This is a genomic window from Pseudomonas sp. GG8, from assembly GCF_052976945.1.
The window spans coordinates 48,152-68,819 of sequence record NZ_JBRIIP010000001.1 but is presented as its reverse complement, the minus strand read 5'-3'; the positions used below and the strand labels follow the sequence as shown (position 1 = coordinate 68,819).

At 60.3% G+C, this 20,668-nt stretch carries 16 protein-coding genes; 11 read left to right on the top strand and 5 right to left on the bottom strand.

Annotation, left to right across the window (positions count from 1 at the left end; all coding sequences use genetic code 11):
• Positions 1–39 precede the first annotated feature (39 nt).
• Both ACVBEG_RS00375 and ACVBEG_RS00370 read right to left on the bottom strand, forming a co-directional pair.
• The gene (locus ACVBEG_RS00375; protein ID WP_322182307.1) at positions 40–969 is read right to left on the bottom strand and encodes an NAD-dependent epimerase/dehydratase family protein; all 930 of its coding nucleotides are present in this window, start codon (positions 967–969) and stop codon (positions 40–42) included.
• The gene (locus ACVBEG_RS00370) at positions 962–1,846 is read right to left on the bottom strand and encodes a sugar nucleotide-binding protein (protein WP_322182309.1); all 885 of its coding nucleotides are present in this window, start codon (positions 1,844–1,846) and stop codon (positions 962–964) included. Before ACVBEG_RS00370 ends, ACVBEG_RS00375 begins: the two co-directional genes overlap by 8 nt.
• Before the next feature lie 200 nt (positions 1,847–2,046).
• On the opposite strand from ACVBEG_RS00370, the gene ACVBEG_RS00365 reads away from it, so the two are divergent.
• Positions 2,047–6,372, top strand: a complete 4,326-nt coding sequence (locus ACVBEG_RS00365) for a DEAD/DEAH box helicase (protein WP_447107266.1) — start codon at positions 2,047–2,049, stop codon at positions 6,370–6,372.
• Positions 6,373–6,381: 9 nt separating this feature from the next.
• Here ACVBEG_RS00365 and ACVBEG_RS00360 read toward each other — a convergent pair whose 3' ends face one another.
• Positions 6,382–8,532 (bottom strand): mechanosensitive ion channel family protein, encoded by a 2,151-nt coding sequence (locus ACVBEG_RS00360; RefSeq protein ID WP_447107265.1) that lies wholly within the window; start codon positions 8,530–8,532, stop codon positions 6,382–6,384.
• A gap of 247 nt (positions 8,533–8,779) precedes the next feature.
• Here ACVBEG_RS00360 and moaA point away from each other — a divergent pair, with 247 nt between their 5' ends.
• The 3 genes from moaA to mobA are packed head-to-tail and all read left to right on the top strand — an operon-like array spanning position 8,780 to position 11,380.
• Positions 8,780–9,778, top strand: coding sequence for a GTP 3',8-cyclase MoaA (gene moaA, locus ACVBEG_RS00355; protein ID WP_322182313.1), 999 nt, complete (start codon positions 8,780–8,782; stop codon positions 9,776–9,778).
• A 50-nt stretch (positions 9,779–9,828) separates the two neighbouring features.
• Positions 9,829–10,728 carry a bestrophin family protein gene (locus tag ACVBEG_RS00350; RefSeq protein WP_322182316.1) on the top strand — a complete coding sequence of 300 codons (900 nt, stop codon included), beginning with the start codon at positions 9,829–9,831 and terminating at the stop codon, positions 10,726–10,728.
• 58 nt (positions 10,729–10,786) lie between these two features.
• Positions 10,787–11,380, top strand: coding sequence for a molybdenum cofactor guanylyltransferase MobA (gene mobA / locus ACVBEG_RS00345; RefSeq protein WP_447107264.1), 594 nt, complete (start codon positions 10,787–10,789; stop codon positions 11,378–11,380).
• 20 nt (positions 11,381–11,400) lie between these two features.
• Here the strand turns inward: mobA and ACVBEG_RS00340 are convergent, their stop codons facing one another.
• Together ACVBEG_RS00340 and ACVBEG_RS00335 are read right to left on the bottom strand one after the other, a co-directional pair.
• Positions 11,401–12,651, bottom strand: a complete 1,251-nt coding sequence (locus ACVBEG_RS00340) for a 2-aminoadipate transaminase (protein WP_322182320.1) — start codon at positions 12,649–12,651, stop codon at positions 11,401–11,403.
• A 151-nt stretch (positions 12,652–12,802) separates the two neighbouring features.
• Positions 12,803–13,633 (bottom strand): IclR family transcriptional regulator, encoded by an 831-nt coding sequence (locus tag ACVBEG_RS00335; RefSeq protein ID WP_323566473.1) that lies wholly within the window; start codon positions 13,631–13,633, stop codon positions 12,803–12,805.
• A gap of 242 nt (positions 13,634–13,875) precedes the next feature.
• On the opposite strand from ACVBEG_RS00335, the gene ACVBEG_RS00330 reads away from it, so the two are divergent.
• From ACVBEG_RS00330 to ACVBEG_RS00300, 7 genes are read left to right on the top strand one after another with little or no spacing between them, the layout of a single operon-like run.
• Positions 13,876–14,904 (top strand): ABC transporter ATP-binding protein, encoded by a 1,029-nt coding sequence (locus ACVBEG_RS00330; RefSeq protein WP_322182324.1) that lies wholly within the window; start codon positions 13,876–13,878, stop codon positions 14,902–14,904.
• Entirely contained in the window at positions 14,901–15,773 is an 873-nt protein-coding gene (locus ACVBEG_RS00325) for an ABC transporter permease (protein ID WP_322182326.1), read from the top strand. Before ACVBEG_RS00330 ends, ACVBEG_RS00325 begins: the two co-directional genes overlap by 4 nt.
• Before the next feature lie 3 nt (positions 15,774–15,776).
• Positions 15,777–16,571, top strand: a complete 795-nt coding sequence (locus ACVBEG_RS00320) for an ABC transporter permease (protein ID WP_322182328.1) — start codon at positions 15,777–15,779, stop codon at positions 16,569–16,571.
• Between the two features lie 14 nt (positions 16,572–16,585).
• Positions 16,586–16,876 carry a (2Fe-2S)-binding protein gene (locus ACVBEG_RS00315; RefSeq protein WP_447107263.1) on the top strand — a complete coding sequence of 97 codons (291 nt, stop codon included), beginning with the start codon at positions 16,586–16,588 and terminating at the stop codon, positions 16,874–16,876.
• A complete protein-coding gene (locus tag ACVBEG_RS00310) occupies positions 16,873–18,234 on the top strand; it encodes an FAD/NAD(P)-dependent oxidoreductase (RefSeq protein ID WP_322182335.1) in 1,362 nt (453 codons plus the stop codon). Before ACVBEG_RS00315 ends, ACVBEG_RS00310 begins: the two co-directional genes overlap by 4 nt.
• Positions 18,231–19,415 (top strand): NAD(P)/FAD-dependent oxidoreductase, encoded by a 1,185-nt coding sequence (locus tag ACVBEG_RS00305; protein WP_322218242.1) that lies wholly within the window; start codon positions 18,231–18,233, stop codon positions 19,413–19,415. Before ACVBEG_RS00310 ends, ACVBEG_RS00305 begins: the two co-directional genes overlap by 4 nt.
• Positions 19,412–20,455 carry an ABC transporter substrate-binding protein gene (locus tag ACVBEG_RS00300; protein ID WP_322182339.1) on the top strand — a complete coding sequence of 348 codons (1,044 nt, stop codon included), beginning with the start codon at positions 19,412–19,414 and terminating at the stop codon, positions 20,453–20,455. The genes ACVBEG_RS00305 and ACVBEG_RS00300 overlap by 4 nt, the downstream gene beginning before the upstream one ends.
• Positions 20,456–20,668: the final 213 nt, after the last annotated feature.

Genomic DNA, 20,668 nt, shown 5'->3' with positions numbered 1-20,668 from the left:
AAAAAGGCACCTTCGCGGTGCCTTTTTTGCGTCAGCGAATTAACGCCCGAGCAAGCGCGCCAGACCGACGCTGAGTGGCGTTGGCTCAGGGAACTTGAAGCGTTCAAGCAAGCGTCGATTGTTGGCCCGTGAATGGCGGATATCACCGGAGCGCGCCGGCAGGTAGGTGATTGCAGGCAATTCACCCAGCACCTGCGACAAAGCCATCAACAACTGATTCAACGTGGTGGCCTGATTGAGGCCAACGTTGATTGCGCCTGCCTCGACATCCGGCAGTTCCAGCGCCTGCACCAGTATCGACGCCAGATCGCCGACATAGACAAAATCCCGGGTCTGTTCACCGTCGCCGAAAATCGCGATCGGCAGCCCTTTTTCAGCACGTTCGCAAAAAATGCTGATCACCCCGGAATAAGGCGAAGACGGATCCTGACGCGGACCAAAGATATTGAAAAAACGGAACACCACCGGTTCCAGACCATGCTGGCGACGGTAGAAATCCAGGTAGTACTCGCTCGACAGCTTGTCCGCCGCATAGGGCGTCAAGGGTGCCTTGGGCGTGTCTTCGAGAATTGACTCACCTTCGCCATTATTGCCATAAACAGCAGCACTGGAGGCGAACAACACACGTTTGATCCCCGCCTGCCGCATGGCCTCGCAAACGTTCAGGGTGCCGACAAAGTTACTTTGGTGCGTGCGCACCGGGTCGTCCACCGACGCTTGCACCGATGCCACCGCCGCGAGGTGCGCAACAGCCTGGCAGCCTATGGCAGCGCGCGCGACCAATGCCGCATCGGCGACATCGCCTTCGATCAATTCAACGCGCGGATTATCCAGCGGCAGGTTACTGCGTTTGCCGGTGGACAGGTCGTCCAGAACACGTACCGCATAACCCTTGTCGAGCAAGGCATCAACCAGGTGCGAGCCAATGAAGCCGGCGCCGCCGGTGACTAAGACAGGTGCATCAACCATGACGATAATAACGGTCCAGTAGGCTTGGCAGACCCGCACGCCAAGCACGAGGCTTGATGCCAAAGGTATGAAGGATTTTCTTGCAGGCCAGCACCCCGTGTTGCGGCTCTTCGCTGGCATCGGGACTCGCGGCGTGAGCCCGCGCGGTTGGAGCTTCGATGGCCAGTGGGTGCAACAACCTCGCTTCGGTCAGGATCGCCTGCCCCAACGCCAGTGGCGTGGTCGCTTCGTGGCCTGCGTAGTGATAGGTGCCCCACAGCGGCGCCGCACAATCGAGTTGTTTGAGCACGGAAATAATTACCCGCGCCGCATCATCGACCGGTGTCGGATTACCGCGACGGTCATCGGCCATCGGTATTTCTTCAGTCAACTCAGCCCGTGCAAGGAAACGTCCGAGCACACCATCCCGGCTGTCATCGAGCAACCAACCGAAACGCAGCAGCACATGTTGCGGGCAGGTCGCGCGCACGCTTTGTTCGATGCGCCACAACGCCTGACCGCGCTGACCCAATGGTATCGGTTCGTCTTTTTCGCTGTAGGCGGTTGCTCGCGAGCCATCGAATACTCGATAGCTGGACGGTTGCAACAGCACGATATTGTGGTGCTGGCACAGTTCGGCAAGGCGCTCGACAGAGCGTTCCTGGACAGCCAAACGTGCCTCGCTCACTGTCTCCGCCTGAAACCAGTCGAAGTAGTAAGCAAGATTGATCAAGGCATCGGGGCGGGTGTCGTCGAGCAGTTGCGTCAGGCTCGCAGCGTCCCAACCGGCTTCCGGTGGACGTGGCGCGAGGAAACCAATGTCTTCCTCGGCACCCAGACGAATCAGCGCCTGCCCGAGGGCATTCCCGCCGCCCAACAGCATAAGGCGCATTCGCATAGAGTCAGCAGGCTCGGTGTCAGAATCAGTTCAAAAAGAGTCAAAAAACGTCTGCAAACATAACACGTTGGAACCTATCCCCCAAGAGGTGCAAGGCCTGCCGGGGTTTGCAGCCGTGCCAGCCCAGACAAGTGATCCCGCAGATCGGGCCAATCCTGCGCCCTCTTGCATCTTGATCACGCCGCCCGCATAAATCACTGATGACTCTTCTCAGCCTTCCGGACCCGGTTCTGGGCGCGTTCCACCCCGCCGTCAGTGCCTGGTTTCACAGCACATTCCCGGCGGTGACGGCCGCGCAGGCGCAGGCGTGGCCGCTGATCAAGGCGCGGCGTTCGACCTTGATCGCCGCGCCCACCGGCTCCGGCAAAACCCTGACCGCCTTCCTTGCGGTACTCGACGATCTGGTGCATCAGGGCCTGAAGCATGGCGGCGAGCTGCCAGACCAGACGTTTGTGGTCTACGTGTCGCCGCTCAAGGCGTTGTCCAATGACATCCAGATCAACCTGCAGAATCCGCTGACCGGCATCACCGAACAATTGGCGCGCATGGGCCTTCCCGAACTGCACATCAGCACTGCCGTACGCACCGGCGATACACATCAAAAAGAACGCACGGCGATGCGCAAGACCGCGCCGCATATTCTGGTGACCACCCCCGAATCCCTGTATGTGTTGCTCGGTTCGGACTCAGGTCGGCGCATGCTCGCCAGCACCCGCACAGTGATCGTCGATGAAATCCACGCAATTGCCTCAAGCAAACGCGGCAGTCATCTGGCGTTGAGCCTGGAGCGATTACAGGCGCTGTGCCCCGAGCCGTTGCTGCGCATCGGTCTGTCCGCCACGCAAAAACCCATCGAACGCGTCTCACGCTTTCTAGTGGGCAGCGATCCAGTCGAACGGCCCTGCGCGATTGTCGATATCGGTCACGCCCGCCCACGCGATTTGGGGATCGAGGTGCCACCTGTGCCACTGGGCGCGGTCATGGCCAACGATGTCTGGGAGTTGGTGTACGACCGCCTGGCGCAACTGGCCCGCGAGCATCGGACCACGCTAATTTTCGTCAACACCCGGCGCATGGCCGAGCGCATGGCCCGGCACTTGAGTGAGCGTCTTAGCAAACACGCCGTCGCCGCACACCACGGGAGCATGGCGAAAGAACATCGACTGGACGCCGAACAACGCCTCAAGCGTGGCGACTTGCAGGTGCTGATTGCCACTGCATCGCTGGAGTTGGGCATCGATATCGGTGACGTCGATCTGGTCTGCCAGATTGCATCGCCACGCTCCATCTCGGGGTTCCTGCAACGGGTCGGCCGCTCCGGGCATCAGGTCGGCGGCACGCCAAAAGGCCGCTTGTTCGCCACGTCACGCGACGACTTGATCGAATGCACCGCACTGTTCGACTGCGTGCGGCGTGGCGAACTCGACACCGTGATCATCCCCCACGCGCCACTGGATGTGTTGGCGCAGCAGATCATCGCCGAAGTCAGTTGCCAGGAATGGCAGGAGCAAGCGCTGCTGGACATGATCCGCAAGGCCTCGCCCTACGCCACCCTTGATGACCAACATTATCAGGCGCTGCTGCGCATGCTCGCCGAAGGTTACAGCGGCCGTCAGGGCGTACGCAGTGCCTACCTGCACCGCGACGCGTTGACTCGCACCCTGCGCGGGCGACGTGGCAGCAAACTGACCGCTATCACCAGCGGCGGCACGATTCCGGACAACGCCGATTACAGCGTCATACTGGAACCGCAAGCCCTGAACATTGGCACGGTGAACGAAGACTTTGCCGTGGAAAGCATCGCTGGCGATATCTTCCAGCTGGGCAATACCTCATACCGCATCCTGCGCATTGAAACCGGTCGGGTGCGGGTCGAGGATGCGCAGGGCCAGCCACCGAACATCCCGTTCTGGCTCGGTGAAGCACCGGGGCGCAGTGCCGAGCTGTCGTTTGCCGTGGCGCGCCTGCAAGCGCAGATCGATGAGCTACTCAGCGCCAGCCCCGGCGATCTACAGCCGTGCATCGACTGGCTGATCGGTACCCTCGGACTCGATCTGGCCAGCGCCGGGCAAGTGGTCGATTACCTGGCGCGAGCCCGCCTGGCGTTGGGCGCCTTGCCGTCGCAAGACACCCTGATCATGGAGCGTTTCTTCGATGAGTCGGGAGGCACGCAACTGATCATCCACACGCCGTACGGCAGCCGCGTCAATCGCGCGTGGGGCCTGGCGTTGCGCAAACGCTTTTGCCGCACCTTCAATTTCGAGCTGCAAGCCGCCGCCAGCGAAGACGCTATCGTGCTGTCGCTATCGACCAGCCACAGCTTCGAGCTGGATGAGGTTTGGCGTTATCTGAACGCCAACAGCGCCGAGCATCTGCTGATTCAGGCCGTACTCGATGCGCCATTGTTTGGCGTGCGCTGGCGCTGGAACGCCAGCACCGCGCTGGCCCTGCCGCGCTACGTCGGAGGACACAAGGTCGCGCCGCAAATACAACGGATGAAAAGTGAAGACCTGATCGCGACCGTGTTTCCCGATCAGATCGCGTGCCTGGAGAATGTGGTCGGTGAACGTGAAATCCCCGATCACCCACTGATCGAACAAACCCTCGACGACTGCCTGCACGAGGCCATGGATTGCGAAGGCTGGCTGGCGCTGCTGCGGCGCATGGAACAGGGCCAGGTGCGGTTGATCAGCCTTGACCTCCCCGCGCCCTCGCCCCTCGCGGCGGAAATTCTCAGTGCGCGACCTTACGCCTTTCTTGACGATGCACCCTTGGAGGAGCGCCGCACGCAGGCGGTGCTCAACCGGCGCTGGAGCGACCCGCAATCAACCGATGACTTGGGCGCACTGGACGCTGACGCGATTGTTGCAGTGTGTGAGGAAGCATGGCCGCAGCCGCAAAACATTGATGAGATGCACGAGGCGTTGATGAGCCTGAGTTGCATCAGCGGTGCCGAAGCACGTCAACATCCACACTGGCTGGCGTGGCTGGAAACCCTGGCAACTTCCGGGCGCGCAACACGCCTGCAGGTCAGCCCCGAGCATGCGTTGTGGCTGACACTGGAACGTTTGACGTGCCTGCGCGCGGTTTATCCACAGGCAGAAATGCATCCGTCGTTGCAGGCGCTGCCCGGTTTCGATGACCGCTGGAACGAAGACGAGGCCACGCTGGAAATCGTTCGGGCGCGCCTCGGTGGCTTAGGCCCGTTACCGCTGCATGAGATCGCCGAGCCCCTGGCCTTGCCCATCGCCAACGTGGCACAGGCGCTGGCTCGACTGGAAGGCGAAGGGTACGTGCTGCGCGGACGATTCAGCCCCGGCGCGACCGAGGATCAATGGTGCGAACGCCATCTACTGGCGCGCATTCATCGCTATACCGTCAAACGCTTGCGCCGGGAAATCGAACCGGTGTCGCTACAGGATTTCATGCGCTTTTTATTCGACTGGCAGCACCTGTCCAGCACCACCCGCAGCCAGGGAAAAGCCGCATTGCCCGAGATCGTGAATCAACTCGAAGGCTATTCGGCGGCTGCCAGCACCTGGGACAGTGACATTCTTCCGGCCCGACTCAAGGACTATTCGCTGACCTGGCTCGACGAGTTGTGCCGCTCGGGCAAAGTGGTGTGGACGCGATTGGCGCCGCGCAATAAAGCTGGCGCTGCAGCATTGCGCAGTACGCCTATCGTGCTGCTGCCCCGAAACCAGGTGAATCTGTGGAGTGAGCTGACCGAGCAGCCTTCGCCTGCAGCGTTATCCCTGCGAGCGCAGAAAGTTCACGCAGCATTGGTCAGTCATGGCGCACTGTTCTTCGATGAGCTGCTGCACGAAGCCCATCTACTGCGCACCGAACTGGAAACCGCATTACAGGAGTTAGTCGGTGCCGGGCTGGTGAACGCCGACAGCTTTGCCGGCCTGCGCGCCTTGATCACTCCCGCCAGCAAACGCTCTGCACACACCAGCCGCCGCAACCGTGGCGCGTTTATTGGGGGCATGGACGATGCCGGTCGCTGGGCCTTGCTCCGCCGTTCACCTACGCCAGCCCCCAGTGATAATAGCCCTCGACCGCAACAGACTGCCGCGCCGACCCTGGAACATATCGCCATGACCCTACTGCGCCGATACGGCGTGGTGTTCTGGCGCTTGCTGGAGCGCGAGGCCGATTGGTTGCCCAGCTGGCGCGAACTCTTGCGCACCTTCCATCGACTGGAAGCACGTGGCGAGATTCGAGGGGGGCGATTTGTCAGCGGCCTGGCGGGCGAGCAGTTCGCCTTGCCTGAAGCCATTCCGCTGCTACGGGAAATCCGCAAACGCCCGCTCGACGGTAGCCTGATAAGCCTGTGCGGGGCCGACCCACTGAATCTGGTCGGCACACTGTTACCCGGCAGCAAAGTCCCGACACTGGCCGGTAACCGCCTGATCTACCGCGATGGCATCCCGGCAGCAGCGATCATTTCCGGTAAACCACAGTATTGGTTGGAGCTGGATTCGGTGACGGCGGCACAGATAAGGGATCGGTTGTTGCACTAACCCAAGCGTCTAGGTCACCGCCGGACTCTCCGAGCCATCACCGTTGGTCACTGTCGGTTTGGGCGGCACAGGCGGTTCATCCGCATTGGCTTCAGCATGCGGGCTCATCACCACCTGTGGAAACGTCTGGGCGAAGCGCACATCTGGGGTTTTATCCACAAGCTTTTTCAACCGTTCGTTGAAGGCGCGACTCACGCTGTATTGGCCGCCCGACACAGTGCGAAATTGCGCGGTCAGCACAACGCCATTGAGGTCCATCCGATCCAGGCCAAACACTTCCAGCGGCCCTTGCAGATTGCCCTTGAGTAACAGGTCGTCGCTGATCGAACCCCCTGCCTCGCGAATCAACGCGGTGGCAGAGTCGATGTCGGAATCGTAGGTGAACTGGATGGCAAAAAAGGCATACGCAAACTGACGCGATTGGTTGGTCACGGCTTTGATCTGACCGAACGGCACCGAGTGCACGAATCCTTTGCCGTCGCGCAGGCGCAGGGTGCGGATGGTCAGGCTTTCCACCGTGCCGGAGTGGCCTGAGTCGAGCACCACCCAATCGCCGATGGAAATAGTGTCCTCAATGATGATGAACAGCCCAGTGATCACGTCCTGCACCAACTGCTGCGAACCGAAACCGATGGCCAGGCCAACCACCCCGGCACCGGCCAACAGCGGCGCGACGTTGATCCCTAGATTGGCCATCGTGGTGATCGAGCAAATCACCACCAGGATAATTTTTATCGCGTTACGCAGCATTGGCAGAATGGTTTTTATCCGGGTGCTGGGCTGGTGCGCAGAGCGCTTGTTGAGCGGTGGTTTCAGGGCTTCCTGAATCGCCGTGTCGAGGACTACCCACAACAACCAGGTCACCAACAGAATCAGGCCAATGCTGCTGAGCGAGTCACTGATCACCCGGCCGACCGTGTTGCGTTGGGCGAACTCGAACAGCGAAAAACCCCAGATCCGCCCGAGCACCTCAATGAACGCGACCGCGAGCGCAATCCGCAGCACGGCATGACACAGACTCAGCAAGCGCTCTTTGTAGACATGCCCACCACGCTCGGCGGCATCGGCCGGTTTGAACAGGTGCTGGAACACCGTGCTCAAAAATACCGTGGCAATCAGCAATACAGTGGTCAGCAGGGCACAGCGCAGGGCTTTCTGGCTGTCTTCGCCAGCACCGATCAGATGGATCGCCGAGACCAGAATCATCAGCAGGATCGGCAAGTACCAGAGGCCGGAAAAAATCTTCAGCGATTCTTGCAGCGCCGGTTGGTGCAGGCGGCCACTCAAGGATCGATTACAGATCAGATGCGCCACCGGCCGACGCAGCTTGATCACCAGCATGCAGAACACCACCGAGGCGAACAGTCCGGTAAATACCGCAATGCTGCTGGTGACGTTACTGCCTAACTGCCGGGAAATCTGCGGGCTGGTCAACGCGTCGCTCAGGGCCGCGAGAAAACCGATCAGAAACAAAGGCCGTGGGCTGTATTGACGAATGATCCGTACCGCAGCGCGTTTGTGCCCGGCATTGAACATCACGATCACGCACAACAACACCGAGGTCGAAACAATCCCGCTGCTAGTCGCATAGGCAAAACACAGCGCCAACGCACGCCCCACCGACGCCGACATGAAGTGACTGACATACAACGTCAGCGGCAGGCTGATCACCGCCGGAAGGGTGTAGGGCACCAAGTAATTCAACAGCGCCTGGACCCGGTAGCGCTCAATAAGAACCCGATGCCGATTGAGGCGCGAGGCTATAAAGCGGCCCAGTGAAAACAGAATCGCGAACGCACCGATCCACACCGCCGACAACATCAGGAAGTCCCCGGCGATACTGACGTTCGAACGTGAGGAACGCTGATTGACCAGATTGTCTATCTCGTCGGCGGCTCGGCCCGCCCGCAAACGCCAGGAGTCGACCAGGTCGTTATTCAGATCAAGTTGGCCTTGGACGTTATCAATACTGGAACTGATGGCGCCGAGCAAACCGCCTTGCACCAGAATTTCCGGAGGTGTCGGGGCTGCAGGAGCCGGCGCGATGCTGGCAGGGGCAGCCGAGGCCGGCGCTACGGCAGGCGCATCAGCGGCCTGGAGGTTGAAAGTGCCCGCGCAAAACAGGATGCACAACAGCGTCACGGTCTTGAACTTCAACAAAGCGCGGCTCCCCCTTCCATTTGATTATCCAGTGAGTATGAAGCTTCTAGACACTGATCGACATTTACCCTGCAAGTTCGTTTTACTCGCAAAGTGAATCCACCTGCCGATAGAGCCGGTCGATCATGCAGTCACCAATAGCTATTGGATAAAAAATGGCCAGCCTTCTAGGCTCTGGATACTCAGACCCTGCACGACGAAGGTCAATCCAACATCGCGCTCTTGAGCCCAGAGCAACGAGGTGCAATTGTCAGACCGGATCTTGATGGACAGCTTTTCTCGCAAGGTCGATTACCTGCGAATATCAGTGACCGACCGTTGCGATTTTCGCTGCGTCTATTGCATGGCCGAAGACATGGAGTTCCTGCCGCGCCAACGCATTCTCACCCTCGAAGAGATATACCAACTGGCCGAGCGCTTCGTTGCGCTGGGCACGCGCAAGATTCGCCTGACCGGCGGCGAGCCATTGGTGCGACGCGGGGTGGTCGACTTGTGTCGGCAAATCGCCGCACTGCCCGACTTGCGCGAGCTGTGCATGACCACCAACGGCTCGCAACTGAGCGCGCTGGCGGGCCCCCTGTTCGACGCCGGGGTCAACCGGCTGAATATCAGCCTCGACAGTTTGAACCCCGAACGCTTTCGTGAGCTGACCCGCACCGGCGATCTGACAAAGGTCATTGCCGGAATCGACGCAGCGAACGCGGCGGGCTTTCGGCGCACCAAGCTCAACTGCGTGGTCATGAAAGGCCGCAACGATCACGAGATCAACGACCTGGTCAGCTTTGCCATCGACCGTCAGCTCGATATCAGCTTCATCGAAGAAATGCCGCTGGGCACCATCCTTGAGCACAGCCGCGCAGAATCGTTCTTTTCCAGTGATCAGGTCCGCGAACTCATCGCCGAACGCTACACCTTGATCGACTCGACGGAATCGACCCAAGGCCCTTCGCGTTATTGGCGCCTGGCTGAAGCACCTGATATTCGTCTGGGCTTCATCTCGCCACACAGTCATAATTTCTGCGCGACCTGCAACCGTGTGCGCTTGACCGTGGAAGGCCGCTTGCTGCTGTGCCTGGGTAACGAACACTCGGTCGACCTCAAGGCCGTGTTGCGCGCTCATCCGGGGCAGCCGGAGAAGCTGGAAAAGGCCATTATCGACTCGATGCAGATCAAGCCCTACCGCCACAACTTCGACATCAATGACGAAGTTCAAGTTGTGCGTTTCATGAACATGACCGGAGGCTAGCGGGTCCTGTCTGTTCTCAATCGCTTCAATTGCTCCAGGACCCTCAGTCCATGATTGTCAGACCCAAACCGAACCTGCTGCAGATCCTGACGTCACTTAAAGGGTCCATCGCAAAGCACATCGTTGTTCGCAGCTTGCTGGTCACCCTGTTGGCCTCGGCCATCGTATGGGTCGAAACGCTGCACCCCGCCTATTTTTCCCGCGTCAGTGCCACGCCCTTCACGCTGCTCGGGCTCTCGCTGTCGATTTTCATGAGTTTCCGCAACACCATGTGCTACGACCGCTGGTACGAGGGGCGCAAGTTGTGGGGGGAAATGATCATGGACATGCGCTCAATGATCCGCGAAACCCAGGTCATTAAGGACCTCGCCGAACGCGGGAGTATTCTGCGTAATCTGTGCGGCTTCTCCCATGCCCTGAACGCCCACCTGCGCGGGGAAGACGAGTTGGCTGAGGCCCGCCCCTGGCTGGACTTCGCGCCAGCGCCCAGCACCCCGAATATCAGTGAACGCATCCTGCGTCACGTTGGCCAACAATGTTCTGATCTGGCCGTGGCTGGCAACATCAGTGAATGGCGCTACACCCTGATGGAAACCCGCCTGAGCAACCTGACACGCACCCTCACCGCGTGTGACCGGATCAAAACCACACCACTGCCCTTTCCCTACACACTGCTCCTGCACCGGACGATTTATCTGTTCTGCATCCTGCTGCCCTTCGCCATGGCCGAGCCTCTGGGCTGGATGACACCTGTTTTCACCGCGATCGTCAGCTACACCTTCTTCGGGCTCGACGCCATTGGCGATGAACTAGAGGACCCATTTGGTCGCAACGAACACAACCTGCCTACCGATTTTATTGTGCGAACCATTGAGCGTGAAGTGCTGGACGCGCTGGGTGAGACCGATCTACCGCCCGTGCTCGAACCTGTGGATTACGTACTGAGCTGACTGGCGCCTTGGCACTGTCCATGGGATCGTCGCCGTATCAATTTTTTGAGTGCTGCGCATGAACGCTTCATCGAATGACCACGCAGAGCAAGGTGTGCCCTGCTCGATTCTGCTGCTGGCCGGTGGACGCGGACAGCGCATGGGCGGGCAGGATAAAGGGCTTATCCTGTGGAACAACCGGCCCTTGATCGCTTATGTGCACGACGTTGTCAGGCCGCTGACCGATGACTTGATCATCTCCTGCAACCGCAATCAGGATCGCTATCAGGCATTTGCGGATCAGTTAGTGGGCGATGAACAGCACGACTTTCCAGGACCGCTGGCCGGGGTCCTGGCGGGGCTTTCGGTGGCGCACCATGCCTGGGTGCTGGTTCTGGCGTGTGATGCGCCGAGGATTGATCGCCCGCTGATCGAGCAGCTATTGAGCCGTGCAGGCCTGACGTCTTCACCGTTGATGGTGCGACAGGCCGGGCAATGGCAACCGATGTTCAGTGTGATCCCCACGTCCTTGCTGCCTGAGTTGCGCAAGCGCTGGGACCAAGGGGAACGTAGTTTGATGCGGGTGTTATTGGCACATGATTTACAGGCGCTTGACTGTGCGCCCGATGATCTGCGGCTGACCAACTTTAACACCCCGGACTTGCTGACCTGACCGCCTGCGGGCAGCGAACATCAATCCAGCTCGGCCAAACACTTTTCCAAGATATCCAACCCTTCATTGAGCACATCAAGCTCGGTGGTCAGCGGCGGGAGCAGGCGGATGATATGCCGGGCCTTGCCGCTGGGCATCAGCAGCAGTCCATTGTTTCTGGCGGTTTCAAGGAGCGTGGCCAACTGGGCTGTTGCGGGCTTTCCTTCCGGTGTGATCAGCTCGATCCCGCGCATGGCGCCGACCCCGGTCAGACGCCCAAGGAAGGGCGACAATTTGCTGTCAAGCCAACCCTGATAACGACTCATGATCGCGTGTTCTTGTGCTTCGCCCCACGAGGACAGATTGGCGTCAGTCATCTGGTCCAGGGTGGCCAGGCCCGCAGCACACGCCATTGGATTGCCCGAATACGTGCCGCCCAACCCGCCTTTGGGCAATGCATCCATCAAAGCCTTTTTACCAACTACCGCGCCGAGCGGCATACCGCCAGCGATGCTTTTCCCCAACAGAAGCAAGTCTGGCTCGATGCCCAGCCGGGAGAATGCAAAGCGCTGGCCGGTGCGTCCAAACCCTGACTGGATCTCATCGATGATCAGCAGAATGCCTTTTTCATCGCAGAACGCACGCAAGGCTTTGGCAAACTCGACGTCCAACGCAAGGAAGCCGCCTTCGCCCTGGACCGGCTCCAGAATGAAACAGGCTACCTCTTCAACGTCGATTTCGACGCTGAACAATCGATCCATGGCGCTCAACGCTTCTGCGGCGGTGACCCCGTTATCCTTGCTCGGGTAAGGCAAGTGATACACCGGCCCCGGCAGCACGCCGACCTTTTGTTTGTAAGGTGCTACTTTGCCGTTGAGGTTCAGGGTCGCCAGCGTTCGCCCATGAAATCCGCCATCGAAGGCGATAACCGCCGTGCGTCCTGTGTAAGCACGAACAATCTTCAGCGCATTTTCTGCAGCCTCGGCACCGCTGTTGGTCAGCATGCCGACGACCGGATAACTGACTGGAATGAACGCCGCGAGCCGTACCATGAATTGTTTGTAAGGCGCGTGGGGCACCGCGTTGAAGCAGTAATGCGTCAGCTTGGTCGCTTGCTCGCGGATGGCGTCGACGATACGCGCGTTGCAATGCCCAAGGTTCAACACGCCAATGCCACCGACAAAGTCGATGTAGCGCTTGCCGTCGTCATCCCACACCTCGGCGTTCTTGCCGTGATCCAGGGTGATGGGGTGGACCCTGGATATCGAACCGCTGATTGATGCGCTGCTCATACAGAAAATGCCCCGTAGAAAATTCCTCGGCCATATAAGCGAGGAATGCTTACGCGTCACAAGCGAAATAAAATCGCGGGGTTATTCCTGATTTTCGGGATGTGCCGTGGCGACCCAAGACCTGCGGCCTTCACGAGGATCCGCGAACGGGTCAGCCACCGAATACTTGCGAAGGACTGCGCAGGGTCGGGTCGAACGGGTTGATCTTCGGCCCGATGGCTGATGCCTCGCGCTTGAGCAACTCCACGACCGTTGGCAACCGGTCCGGCCCCAACCGCTCGCTGAGTGTCGCCACGCTGAGCGCGGCCACGGCATGCCCATCGCGGTTCAGAATGGGCACGGCCAGACCGGCCATGCCAGGCAACGCCCCGGTGTTGCGAGCCGCATAACCCAGGCGACGAACACTCTCCACCTCCGAACGCAGGAACACCTCGTCATACAGGTGGAAGTCCTTGAGCCTGGGCAGGTTGTAGCGGATCACAGTCTCGCGCTCTTCTTCAGGCAGATACGCCAGAATCGCCAGGCTGCCCTGACCCACTCCCAAGGCCACGCGCCCGCCAATGTCACCGGTAAACGTGCGAATCGGATACGGCCCTTCGCTGCGATCCAGACAGATCGCATCGAAGCCACTGCGCGCCAGCAAAAATAGCGAATCGCCCAACGAAGCACTGAGCCGGAGCATGGAGGGCCTGACCAGATCACGCAGGTTGCCGGTATTCCCCGCGCGGGCGGCCAAGGCAAAGAACTCCAGACTCAGGCGGTAGCGCTTGCTGCGCCTATCCTGCTCGACCATGCCTTCTTCCATAAGGCTGCGCAGCAGACGATGCGTGGTCGGTTGCGACAATCCGACCTGCTGCGCCAATTGGGTCACCCGCTCACCACCGTCCGGGGCCGTGCCGAGCATACGCAGCACGGCGAAGAGCCTTGAGACGCCACCGACGCCCACTTCTTTCACCTCTTCATTCCGATCAGTGGAATTCATTTATCAAAATCCTTCATAGAAATCTGCTCACTGAATGAAAGTGAAAAAATACTCCTTTCAGTGAAATTCGCTCTTTCGTCCATCCTAGGCTTCGTCCTAATCTGAGTCCACAGGGGCGAATCGAACAATATTTGGCAGCCGACTCAGATCGAGCGCCAGCGCACCCGCAGCATCCCTTCGCATCTGCCCATTACAAAAAAGCGTGTTTCGACGCGCCCTATAAATACAGGTGGAACGCAGACATGGCTTTTCTCCAGCTCGAAGGTCTCAGCAAACGCTACGGTGCAATCGACGCCGTCGTCGCCACACATCTGGCGGTGGAAAAAGGCGAATTCGTTTCTCTGCTCGGCCCTTCCGGTTGCGGCAAGACCACCACCCTGCAAATGATCGCGGGTTTCGTCGACGCCACCGCCGGGCGCATCGTCCTGGACGGCCGGGACATCACCGACGCCAAACCGAGCAGCCGTGGCCTGGGGGTCGTGTTCCAGAGCTATGCACTGTTCCCGCACATGACCGTGCGCGACAACGTTGCATTCGGCCTGCGCATGCGCAAAGTCCCGGCCGCGGATATCGCCCGGCGGGTGGCCACGGTATTGGACTTGGTGCGCCTGGCCCCACATACCGAACGCTATCCCCGAGAACTGTCCGGTGGTCAGCGCCAGCGCGTGGCCCTGGCCCGCGCTCTGGTAATCGAGCCACCGGTGTTGTTGCTCGATGAACCGCTGTCCAACCTCGACGCCAACCTGCGTGAAGAGATGCAGTTCGAAATCCGCCGCATTCAGTGCGAAGTCGGGATCACCACCTTGATGGTGACCCATGATCAAGCCGAAGCACTGTCGATCAGTGATCGCGTGGTGGTGATGCAGGCCGGGCGAGTGACCCAGATCGACGAGCCGTACAAGCTCTATGAACACCCTCGCACGCGTTTCATTTCCGGCTTTGTCGGCAAGGCCAACATGCTCGCAGGCGACTTCGATGACGCAGGTTGCCCGCAAGTACGCCATAGCAGCGGCGACGGCGCACTGACCCTGAGCCTGCGCCCGGAAAAAATCGACATGCTGGACGCCGGCAACGGCCGTCTGCAGGGGCGCGTCCTGGTCCGCTACTTTCTGGGCAGCCAATGGCTGTATCGCATTGAAACCGCCTTGGGCGAATTGACCGTAGTGCGCCGCAACGACGGCAGCGCGCCGCTGGTCGAAGGCACCGCCGTCGGGCTCGACTGGCAGGCCGAACTGTTGCGCGTACTGGCTGCCGACGAGGTGCATGCATGAGCACCCTCGCGGCCATGCGCCGGGGCGGACGCGGCTATTTGTTGTCGACACCCGCGATGGCGCTGTTCGTGTGCCTGTTGATCCTGCCGCTGTGCCTGACACTGGTGCTGTCATTCAACGTTTTTGATTACCAGCTCGGCGTGAAAAACGACGCCTACACCCTCTCCCACTACATCGACCTGTTCAGCGATTCGTACTTCTACGAGATCTTCTTTCGCACGTTCTGGATCAGCGCGCTGGTGACCCTGCTGTGTGTGCTGATTGGCGTGCCCGAGGCCTATATTCTCAGCCGCATGGGCACCCCGTGGCGCTCGATTTTTCTGATCCTGATCCTGACCCCCCTCCTTATTTCAGTGGTGGTACGGGCTTTCGGCTGGAGCCTGTTGCTCGGTGCCGATGGCTTGGTCAATCAGGCCATTCAAGCGCTCGGCGGGCGTCCGGTGAAACTGCTCTATACGCCGTTCGCAGTGGTCATCGCCCTGGTGCATGTGATGCTGCCCTTCATGATCATTCCGATCTGGACCTCGCTGCAAAAACTCGACCCGGCCGCCGAACAGGCGGCGCTGTCCCTCGGTGCCAGTCAGGCCAAGGTCATGCGTTTGGTGGTGTTGCCCCAGGTGATGCCCGGCGTGCTTTCGGGGACCCTGATCGTGTTTGGCCTGTCGGCCAGTTCGTTCGCCATCCCCGGCCTGCTCGGCGGACGACGGCTGAAAATGGTTGCCACAGTGGTCTATGACCAATACCTCTCGGAGCTGAACTGGCCCATGGGCGCGACCATCGCCGTGGTGCTGCTGTTAGCCAACCTGCTGATCATGCTGAGCTGGAACCGCATGGTCGAAGGTCGCTATAAAAAAACGTTGGGGGAATAAGGCATGTCTAAAAATGGTCCTCTGTCTCTGGGATTTCATACGCTGGTGGTGCTGTTCATGATGGCGCCGCTGGTGGTGGTATGCCTGGTGGCCTTCACTCCAGAGAACACCCTGAGCCTGCCGACTTCCGGTTTCTCTCTGCGCTGGTTCAGGGCGGTATTCGAACGCGCAGACTTTATCCACGCGTTCTACAACAGCCTGATCCTGGCCTTCGTCGCCGCGACTCTGGCGACCTTGATTGCGGTACCAGCCGCGCTGGCGATCACCCGCTATAAATTCCCCGGCCGCGATTTTTTCAACGGACTGTTCCTCTCGCCGATCATCATTCCGCACTTGGTACTGGGCGTGGCGATGCTGCGTCTGTTCGCACTGATGGGGGTCAACGGCAGCTTCTTCTGGCTGATGCTGGCTCACGTTGTGATCATCACCCCGTACGTGTTGCGCCTGGTGATCGCCGCAGCCATCGGGATTGATCGTAGCGCCGAGCAGGCCGCCGAATCCCTTGGCGCCAGCCGCCTTACCCTGTTTCGTCAGATCACCTTGCCGATGATTCTGCCGGGGGTAGCTGGCGGCTGGCTGCTGGCGTTCATCAACAGTTTCGACGAGGTCACCCTGTCGATCTTCGTCAGCTCACCCGCGACCCAAACGCTGCCGGTGCGCATGTATGTGTACGCCACCGAATCCATCGACCCAATGATGGCAGCTGTCTCGGCGCTGGTCATCGCCCTGACCGCAGGCACCATGATTCTGCTCGACAGGGTCTATGGCCTGGACCGGGTTCTGGTCGGTAAACATTGAGGGGGGGCACTGAGATGGCGTTGTTCAAACGACTGGCCGAACTTGATCGTCCACGCCTGGCTTTTACCCTCGACGGTCAGCCGGCCAATGGCTTGCAGGGAGACACCCTGTTGATCGCCGTATTGACCTGTGCCGAGCACGTGCGCGGCAGCGACTTCAGTGCCGAACCGCGCGCGGGCTTCTGCATGATGGGTGCGTGCCAGGATTGCTGGGTACGCCTGGGCGACGGCCGCCGCGTGCGCGCCTGCTCAACCTTGCTCGAAGCAGGCCAAGACGTCAGCCGTGAACCAGGGCGCAGGCCATGAGCGAACATAAGGTGGTCATTGTCGGTGCCGGCCCGGCAGGGATTCGGGCCGCGCAAACCCTGCTGGCCCATGGGGTCAAGCCTTGCCTGGTGGACGAAGCCCCGCGCGGTGGCGGGCAGATTTATCGGCGCCAACCCGCGAATTTTCAGCGTTCGGCACAGCAAGTGTACGGCTTCGAGGCCTCGAAAGCCGACGCGGTCCATCGCACCATGGATGAGCTGGCAGCGCAGATCGACTACCGCCCTGAAACACTGGTGTGGAATGCCGAAAACGGCCGCCTGGATACCCTGCACAATGGACACGCCAGCGGATTGGAGTACTCACGAATCATCGTCGCCACTGGCGCCACCGACCGCGTTCTACCGGTGCCGGGCTGGACCTTGCCGGGGGTATACACCCTGGGCGCCGCACAGATCGCCTTGAAATATCAGGGCTGCGCCATCGGTGAGCGAGTGGCCTTTTGTGGCAGCGGCCCCCTGCTGTATCTGGTCGCGTATCAATACGCCAAGGCTGGCGCCAAGGTCGTGGCAGTGCTCGACAGCGCCCCCTTCAGCGCCCAATGCCAAGCATTGCCTGCTTTGATCGGTCAGCCCGGCACCTTGGCCAAGGGCCTGTATTACCGCAGTTGGTTGACCGCTCACGGTATCCCGGTGCATCAGGGCGCAACACTTGAACGCATTGACGGCGAACAACGGGTCAGTGCTGCGCTCTGGCACAAAGGTAAGCGCCAACAACGCCTGGAGTGTGATGCCATCGCGTTCGCCCACGCGTTGCGCAGCGAGACGCAACTGGCCGATCTACTGGCCTGCGAATTCCTCTGGAGCGCATTGAACCGTGCCTGGTTGCCACGTCGCGACAGTGCCGGGCGCAGCAGTGTTGAAGGGGTATACCTGGCGGGCGACGGTGCCGGCATCATGGGCGCTGACGCCGCAGAAATGGCCGGAGAGCGTGCCGCCCTGGCGCTGCTCGAAGACAGCGGACACAACGTCGACAGCGCGCGCGGTACACATCTGGAACACAAACTCGCGGCCATCGAACGCTTTCGGCATGGTCTGGAAACAGCGTTCCCCTTCCCAACACATTGGGCCGCTGAAGCGCCCGATGAATTGATCCTGTGTCGCTGCGAAGAGGTCTCGGTCGGCGACGTGCGGACAGTGGTCGATGAGGGTCATTGGGAACTCAACCGGGTCAAGGCCCATTGCAGGGTTGGTATGGGCCGGTGTCAGGGCCGAATGTGCGGCGCGGCAGCGGCAGAAATCGTCGCCCAACGCAGCGGCCGGGCGCTGGACAGTATCGGTCGGCTGCGCGGTCAGGCACCGATCAAGCCGTTACCGTTCGGCGTGGAGATCGAGCCATGAGCGCAGTGATCGAAACCGATGTGGTGATTCTCGGCGGCGGCATTGTCGGTGCGTCGGCAGCCTTGATGCTCGTCCGCATGGGCAAGCGCGTGGCACTGCTGGAGCGTGACTTTTGTGGCTCACATTCCAGTGGTGTGAACTACGGCGGTGTGCGCCGTCAGGGTCGACCGCTGAGCCAATTGCCATTGTCCCAACGCGCCCACCAGATCTGGGGCCGCTTGCATGAACTGATCGGCATCGACGGGGAGTACGTGCGCTCAGGGCATCTCAAGCTCGCCCGCAGCCATGAAGACATGGCCGCGCTGCAGGCCTACGCCGAGGACAGCCAAGGCTTTGGCCTCGGCCTGCAACTGCTCGACCGTGCCGAGTTGCGAGCACGCTTCCCCTGGGTCGGCGATGTGGCAGTCGGTGCCTCGCTGTGCCCCGATGACGGCCACGCCAACCCACGACTCGTCTCTCCGGCCTTTGCCCGCGCCGCGCAACGCTTGGGCGCGCAAGTGTTCGAGCAGGCCAACGTCATCGACGTCGCGCACGATGGGCAGATGTTTCAGGTGCGTAGCGCCAAGGGTTTAACGGTCCGCGCACCATGGCTGCTCAACTGTGCGGGTGCGTGGGCTGGCACCCTCGCCGCCAAGTTCGGCGAACCGGTGTCGATGCAGTCAGGGCATCCGGCGATGCTCGTCACCGAGCCATTGCCCATGGTCATGGATGTGAGTACCGGCGTGGAAGGCGGCGGGATTTATGCGCGCCAGGTCGCACGCGGGAATTGCGTACTGGGCGGCGGCCAGGGGTTCGCGTTAGGCCCGGAGTCGGCTCGCCCTGGACAGGCCGCCGTGCTGGATATCCTGCGCAACGCCGCCGAGCTGTACCCCTTTTTGACAGGCGCTCAGGCGATTCGTACCTGGAGTGGCACCGAAGGTTATCTGCCCGATCGCGAACCGGTGATCGGCGCCAGCACCACTCAACCCGGCTTGCTGCATGGCTTCGGCTTTGCCGGTGCCGGTTTCCAAATCGGCCCGGCAGTGGGTGAAGCCTTGGCCGAGTTGGTCTGTACCGGCGGCACAACACAACCCATCACAGCGTTTTCCATCAGCCGCTTTCAACCCGCCGCGTTTACGCCAAACCGGTCGCTGCACGCGGGGACCGTCATTCAATTGCCTAGAGGAAGGTCACTTCAATGAAGAACGTCAAACGTATCGCCCTGTCTTGTCTACCCTTGGCCAGCCTGCTGCTCACGGCACCGGCGCATGCCGAACCGACGCTGTATCTGGGCATGAACGGCGGCACCATGGAACGCGTCTATGCCGACAAGGTTTTGCCGGCTTTTGAGAAGGCCAATAACGTCAAGGTGGTGATCGTACCCGGCACCTCTTCTGACATTCTGGCCAAGGTCCAGGCCAGCAAGGACAACCCGCAACTACACGTCATGTTCCTCGACGACGGCATCATGTACCGCGCCATCTCCATGGGCCTGTGCGGCAAGCTGCAGCCAAGCGCGGCGCTGGCAGACATTCCGGCCAAGGCTCGGATCAAGGAAGAAGCCGCAGCAGTAACCCTGGGCGTCACCGGCCTCGCCTACAACACACGAATGTTCAAGGAGAAAGGCTGGAGCGCTCCCACCTCGTGGATGGACATGGCCGACAGTCGTTACAAGGACAAAGTAGTCTTCCAGTCCCTGGCTTCGTCGACCTATGGCCTGCACGGCTTCTTGATGTTCAACCGTATCCAGGGCGGCAGCGAAACCAACGTCGAACCGGGCTTCAAGGCCTGGCCGAAAACCGTCGGCCCCAACGTACTGGAATACATCGCCAGCTCAGCGAAGATTTCCGAAATGGTGCAAACCGACGAAGCCGCCCTCTTCCCCCTGACACCGACCCAGGTCTCCACCCTGAAACTGCTCGGCGTGCCGGTTGAATACGCACAACCCAAAGAAGGTGCGGTGGTACTCAACGTCGCCGAATGCACCATCGCCAACAACAACCAGCCCGAGCTCGCGCAAAAACTCGCCGCCTACCTCCTGAGCCCGGAAGCGCAGGCCCCGGCACTGGAAGAAGGCGACCAAATCCCCTCCAACCCAAAAACCCCAACCACCGATAAAACCCGCAGCCAGGTCGCAGCGATGAACGCCTACCTGGAGACGGCCATCTCGATTGATTGGGATCAGGTTAATCAGCAACGCCCGGAATGGAATGCGCGCTGGAGCCGGACGATCGAGCGGTAGAGAGCAACACCATGTAAGAGCGCGCTTGCAACTATGCGTCCCGCCGCGATCGGCTAACAGAGTCGGAAAAGTAGTGAATTCACTATCGCACCGGGCAGAGCCGATTTATCACGAGCAAGCGCGCGCCTACACGTCACTAAGTTCTATACAACCTCACTTCCGATGACAGCGGGATCATCCTCACCTAATAACTCAACATACTCATAGAACACT